Here is a 5971-nt window from a genome sequence, read left to right as displayed (position 1 = left end):
GTGCGGCCGGGGCCGCGGCGGTGTCTGCGGCGCTGGCGTCGGGAGTATGTGATGGGGGGAATGTGTTGTCGGACATCATGTTCCGCCTTGTCGGGAAGCGGGCCGCGGCCGGTGGGCCGGGCGTGACGGGATGTCCTCGCGGTGGTTCGAATCGGTCTGGAGTGATGGTCGGCGCCAGCGCCATCACCGAGGGATGAGGATGCGGTGGTCAGGGCTCGGGCCCGAGGTCGGGTCGCATTGGGGGCGGCGGTGGTGTTGTGGCGGGATCCGGCTCCCAGTCGCGGGCGGTGGCTTCGGGTAAGGCGATGTCGATGGCGGTTGCGTGGTGGATCGGGAGGCGGTCGGTGCGGTCGGGGTCGATTCCGAGCGCGGCGGCGGCGCGGGCGATCAGCTCGTTGGGATCGGGTGGGCGTGCCTGTGCGTGGGTGGTCGGGGTTCCGGTGTCCGGGTCGACGGGGATGTAGGGCGGCAGTACCGGGTCGGTGGTGGGCTGGGTGTAGCGGCGCCATTCGAATTCCAGGTGCAGGTCGTCCCACCGGTTGATCTGCTCGGCAGCCTGCCGGCGCGCGGTATGGACTTGCGGGCTGTTCCACAGGGCTTCGACCTCGGGCGCCGACAGTTGCGCGGCATCGGACAGTCCGGCCGCGCGCTGATGGTGCAGCTTCATGTTGCGGTGAAACTGCATATCGGCGACCGGGTCGGCGCCCAACCCCAGACGGCCGGCGCTGAGACGGGCATCGCGCGCCGCTGACAGCAACGCCATCCGATGCACATGCCACACATCGACGACGGCCATGTCGATGAACAACTGCTTCGACGCCGATGCGACCTCGGGCATCCCGGCCTCCGGGCTCGGATTCGCGGGCGCGGGCGCGGTTTCCGTTGTGGGGGACGAGAGTTGGGCTGCTTCGGCACCGTTGGTGCGGGCGCGTTCGACCCATTGGGGTGGGATACCGAGTTCGATTGCCAGCTGTTCGATCGCTTCGCGTTCGGCTTCCAACGCGTCCAGATGCGAACGCCACTCCTGCTCCGGGGTGCCGTCACTACCGTCGTAGCCAGCGAAACCACGCACCTGCACCAACGCGTAGGTGCGTGCCAGTCTGTCGATGCGGGCCAGCAGCTTCGCCTGCCACTGCTCCATCGATACTGCGGGACCGGGGTTGGTCATGGTTGTTACCTCTTCTGGCGGGTGAACCCGCTGGGAGTCCGTGGATCTGGGTGTGGGCAGGCGTGGCTCATAGCTGGGCCCCGTGATCGAGATCGGGCCCGGGATGCTGTGGTGGGCCGGTGGGTGTGGGTGTGCCCCACCGGGTGTGGTCGGCCTCGGCGGGCAGCGCGCGGTCGATCGCGTCGGCAATGGGGTCGGCGTCAGCGCCGGCGGAGGAATGGGTTAGGAACGCTGCTGCGGCGGCGGTCTTCATGGCGTGCGGCGCGGGGATGCGCACCGGCTGCTCGGACAGGGCGACATCCACGCGCAGGGTGATCGCCGTGGCGTCGCGTATGGCGCTGGTCTCGATGCCGGGACGGGCGTAGACGCGCCAGCGTTCCTCCACTGCGTCGGCGTCGTAGGTGTGTGCGGTGGCGGCCAGGAGTCGCTGCCACTCGCTGCTGGTGCGGGCCCACATTCCGGCGGATTCATCGACGGTGAGGTCGATCGCGTCGGCGATATTGCCGGCCCGGATCCACAATGCGCTCAGGTTGCGCTCGAACTGGGCCACCATCCACGGTTCGGGCTCGAAGGAGGGTGTATGAGTCACCCGGCGCATCCGGCGCGCGACGTCGATGGCGGCCATGTGCTGCATCTGCCAGACATCGCTGGCCACCCACGTCATGACATGCTCCCGGACCGCGTCGGTGCCGGGCTCGGGGCTGATGTCGGCTCGCCGCCCACTGCTGCCCGCGGCTCGGGCAGCGGCGATCGCGGTGTCGGGGATGCCGATCGCGTGAGCGTGGGTTTCGACTTCGGCGCGGTCGGCTGCCAACTGCAGCAGGTGTGTGCGCCAGGCCAGCATGGACGATTCCCCGGCCCCCGGTGGAGTCTCGTAGCCTGCGCGCAGCAGCCGGACTCGGTCGTCGGACAAGTCTTGGATCCGGTCGAGCAGCCTCTGCTGCCACACCGGTCTTCGCTGCACGGGCGGTGATTGCGGTTCAGTCATCTGCGGGCACCTGGATTCGAATTGTTTTGCGCTGCTGCTGTTCTCGACAGTCGAGGCGTCATGTCACGGTTCGGGTCCGGTGTCGCGCGCGGGTGCAACAGCCTGGTTCGGGTCCGGTGTCGGGATCTCCGGCAGAAATTCGCGGGGCGCATCAGGGAGTGCAGCGGCGATATCGGCGTCGATCGCGGCGCCAGCACCGACCGTCTTGTCGACGCTGCGGCCGGGATGCAGCACGGCGCTGATTTGGGCCATCAGTGATTGTGGCGGGGGCACCAGTTCGCGATCCGGGTCCCAGGTCAAGTCGCCGTAGTCGGCCAGCGCCGCATGCGCGGACACCGCGGCATCTGGCGTCGACCGGATGGAATGCCATCGCCGCGCCAACTCGGCGGGACCGATGTCACGTATTGGCTGTGCGAAAGCGGCCAGCCGTGTGGGACTTTCGATGTCGGGCCATATCTGTTCGCGTTCCGCGCCGACCGGTTTCAGCAGAGCTGCCACCGTCGCGATGCGGTCCCATCGCTGGCCCAGCATTTCGGCGAAGGCGTCCTGCTCTCGTTGGGGTCCGGTGGCGACTCGCGACCGGTAGGCGGCATGCACGGCCGCGACGTGCCCCAGCTCCCGCGTCTGCTCGCCCACCGCGGCGATCAGTTCGGCGCGCGCCCGCGTATCTGTCCCCGGCCAACGCTCGGGCACCTGCGCGCTGGCGGTGTGCCCCCGGGCGTAGTCGAGCCACGGTGACGGGATGCCGCCGGCGCGCCCGAGCTCGGTGAGTGCGTCGGCACGGTCGTGCAAGTCATCGAGGTAGTCGTGCCACAGTTCGGAGGGAAAGTGGCCGAATTCGCCGCCGAGGCGACCGGTTTCCTGCATCCGGGCCAGCCCGTCGGCGATGTCCCGCAACCGCCGCAGCAGCGCAGCCTGGGCGGCGTTCGGACCCCGGACACGGTCGCTGCCGGGCGAGCTGGTCGACGTCTGCTCCGCGATGCGGGCTGGGTCGGGTGTCGGTTCGGGAGTCGTCATCCTTTTCTCCTGGTCTCGGGTTCGGTGCCCTGCCGCCGGATAATCAGCGGGTCGAGGGCGTGTGCCCGCCGTTACGGGCTGGGGCCGCTGTCGCGATGTATGAGTGCCGGGCCGGCGCCGGCGTGCTGCTCGTCACCGGGTGTTGGGGTGGGGAACTCGAAGCACCGGGGCTCGCCTAACGCGGCGATCACCGCGCTGTCGGTGGCTGCGCCCAGCTGCGGGTCGTGAGCGGCCAGGCCGGGTGGCAGTCGCAGGGCTGCGGCGATGTGTTCGACCATCACCGCGGGGATCGGCGCGATGGCGGAATCAGGGAGGAAGTCGATGTCGCCGTGGTCGGTCAGCAACCGGTAGGCAGCCACCGATGTGGGTTCATGTTCGGCGTGGACGCGCCATTGCTGTGCCAGCAGATCGGGATCCCGGTCTCGCACCGTGGCCGCCAGCGCGCGGGCCCAGATCGGATCCGGGGCCGGCCTGATCCGGTCGCGTTCGGGTCCGATCAGATCCAACAGCGCCGCGATCGAGGTCAGGCGCTCGTGGCGCACCGCCGCGGTGGCTTCGATGCGTGTGCGCTGCGAGTCGGGTTCGTTGCTGCGGGCGCGAGCGCGGTAGGCGGCGTGGACGGCCATGACGTCGCTGAGGTCGCGGGCTTCGGCGGCGAGGTCGTCGATGAGGCGGTCGAGTTGCACGGGTTGCGGGACGGGCCATCGTTGCGGCGTGCGCCATCCCGTGCCGCGCTCGCCCTGGAGGCGGGCGAGATCGATCCACCGCTGCGGGATTCCACCGGCGTGGCCCAGCTCCGCCAGCGCGGCGCCGCGCGCCATCAGCGCATCCAAGCGAGCGAACCAAGAGGGTTCCGCCAAAACTCCTGCCTCCCAGTGGTTGCGGGCGGCATCGAGCAGCGCGCGCGTGTCGGCTACCACCGCACTCAACCGCCGCAGCAGTGCCTTCTGCGCCGCGTTCGGCGCCACCGGACGCCGACCACTCGTGCCGACAGGGTGTTGTGTCCCGGTCATGGCTCGACCTCGACTCCGAGGCTGGGCTGGCGCGGCGCCGGGGCGAGATCCGGTACCAGGTCGTGATGGCCGCTGCTGCCTATTCCGGTCGCGGCCACCGCTAATTCGATGCCTTCCCCGGCCGACGCGACCACGTCGGCTTCCAGATGCCGGTCGGCGCCCTCGGCGGCGGGAATACTGTTGTGTACGAGTTCTTTTCGAAGGACGTCGAGGATTTGGTCGGGTGGTGGGAGTGCGGCGCCGGTGGGTGCGGTGATGCCGGATTTGGTGAGTGCGCGGGCCTGCAGCACGATGCTGGTTTGGTCGCTGCGGGCGTGGGCGCGCCAGCGGGTGTCGAGTTCGTCGACACTCGCGGCGCCGGCGCTCTCGGCGGCGGCGGTCCAGTGTTGCGGCGAGTTCCACATGTGCTGTGCTTCGTCGTCGGTGACGGCGAGCAGGCGTGCGAGTTGGACCAGGCGGGTGCGGGATCGGCGCAGGTTGCGCATGACCCAGGTCGCGGTGCCGGGCTCGGCATGCGCGCCACGATGCTCATAGGCGACCGCCACCGCGGCCAGATCCTGAATCCGGTGCGCCTCGGCGGCCAGCCCGACCAGCAGCCTGGTCCGGTCCACCGGTTTCGGGTTGCGCCAGTGCAGGTCGCGGCGCCACGGCTGACCCAGATGGGCACGGGTGCGGGCCTGGTTCAGCCACTCCCGCGGCACCCCCGCGGCCAGCCCCGCTTTCTCGAGCTCTTGGCCGAGCAGGACCTCGGTGCGGAAAGCCCGCGACCATGACGGGGGCGGAAGCTCACCGGTCGCCTCCCGACCGGCCCGCGCCGCAGCGGCCATCTCCCGCGCCGCCGACGCATGCGCATACACACCCGCGAGCACCTTCATCTGCCACCGGTCAGGCGCCGCAGCGAACGGAACCGAAGCACGAAAGGGGTTGCGCGCCATCATGGTTCGATCTCCGCAGACGGCGCGGGCCCGAGAGCCTTCACGGGCGGAAGAACCGGAGACGCGAAGTCGACGCCCATATCGAGGTCACCGGTGACGCCGGTGACCTCGACCGCGACGTCGATGACCTCTCCGTCGAGCACTTCGAGCGCTTCGCCGGAACTGCCATCGTCTCGGCCGGATTCGGCATCGAAGGTGCGCATCTGAGCTTCGCCGTAGCTCAACAGGGTGTACTCGGCGCCGAGCGTGTTCATGTGGTTGTGGAGTTCATCGACGGCGTCGTCGAGGGCTGCGGCCTCGGCACGGGCATCGGCCAGGGTGGTGCGGGGGTCGTTCCCTGTGTCCTCGCCGTAGCGTTCGGCCCATGCGTCGGCGTGGGCGCGATGGTCGTCGGACAGATCCGCGGTGGCCTCGGCCGCCGCCCACCCCGCGCTGGCGGCGTGAGCGCGGACGGTGCCGGGGTCGGTGTCGGTGAGTGTTTCAGTGAGCCCGAGCGCGCGTTTGCGGGCCTCGATCAGCAACTGCTGGTATTCGACCTTCAGATCGTGCAACCGCCGGTCCTGCGCGATCTGTTTGTCGTAGCGGCGCAGCTGCTGGGTATGGATCGCGTCTTTGCGGTTGTACTCACCGCGCAGGGCCCGCACCTGCAACCCGTGAACCTTGTCCCGGCGTTCCTCGCTGGCTTCGTCGCTGTCCTTGGCCCGGTCTGCTCTGTCCTGATCATGTTGCAGGCGTGCATTTTTGACTTGCATCTCGAGCAGGTGCTCGCGGTAGCGGCCGGCCTTGATCGCCATATCGGCCCAGTGCTCGAGGCGACCATGCTGCGCCCGATCGATATAACCCTGGATCT

6 protein-coding genes are annotated in these 5971 nt (G+C 69.3%); all 6 read right to left on the bottom strand.

From position 1 onward, the window contains the following. Window positions 1-208: 208 nt before the first annotated feature. Window positions 209-1168 carry a hypothetical protein gene (locus A5780_RS36970; RefSeq protein ID WP_156769762.1) on the bottom strand — a complete coding sequence of 320 codons (960 nt, stop codon included), beginning with the start codon at window positions 1166-1168 and terminating at the stop codon, window positions 209-211. A gap of 67 nt (window positions 1169-1235) precedes the next feature. Next, window positions 1236-2156, bottom strand: a complete 921-nt coding sequence (locus A5780_RS36965) for a hypothetical protein (RefSeq protein WP_064911336.1) — start codon at window positions 2154-2156, stop codon at window positions 1236-1238. Window positions 2157-2219: 63 nt separating this feature from the next. Continuing rightward, the gene (locus A5780_RS36960; RefSeq protein ID WP_064911335.1) at window positions 2220-3173 is read right to left on the bottom strand and encodes a hypothetical protein; all 954 of its coding nucleotides are present in this window, start codon (window positions 3171-3173) and stop codon (window positions 2220-2222) included. Window positions 3174-3244: 71 nt separating this feature from the next. Continuing rightward, a complete protein-coding gene (locus A5780_RS36955; RefSeq protein ID WP_156769761.1) occupies window positions 3245-4186 on the bottom strand; it encodes a hypothetical protein in 942 nt (313 codons plus the stop codon). Continuing rightward, window positions 4183-5043, bottom strand: coding sequence for a hypothetical protein (locus tag A5780_RS36950; RefSeq protein WP_156769760.1), 861 nt, complete (start codon window positions 5041-5043; stop codon window positions 4183-4185). The genes A5780_RS36955 and A5780_RS36950 overlap by 4 nt, the downstream gene beginning before the upstream one ends. Before the next feature lie 77 nt (window positions 5044-5120). After that, window positions 5121-5971, bottom strand: an 851-nt coding sequence (locus A5780_RS41585; RefSeq protein WP_197521954.1) for a hypothetical protein, incomplete at its 5' end; no start/stop codon positions are given.

The sequence above is a fragment of the Nocardia sp. 852002-20019_SCH5090214 genome (assembly GCF_001665865.1).
Classification (GTDB): Bacteria; Actinomycetota; Actinomycetes; order Mycobacteriales; family Mycobacteriaceae; genus Nocardia; species Nocardia nova.
The sequence above is the reverse complement of the archived record's forward strand: the minus strand, read 5'-3'. Positions and strand labels throughout refer to the sequence as shown.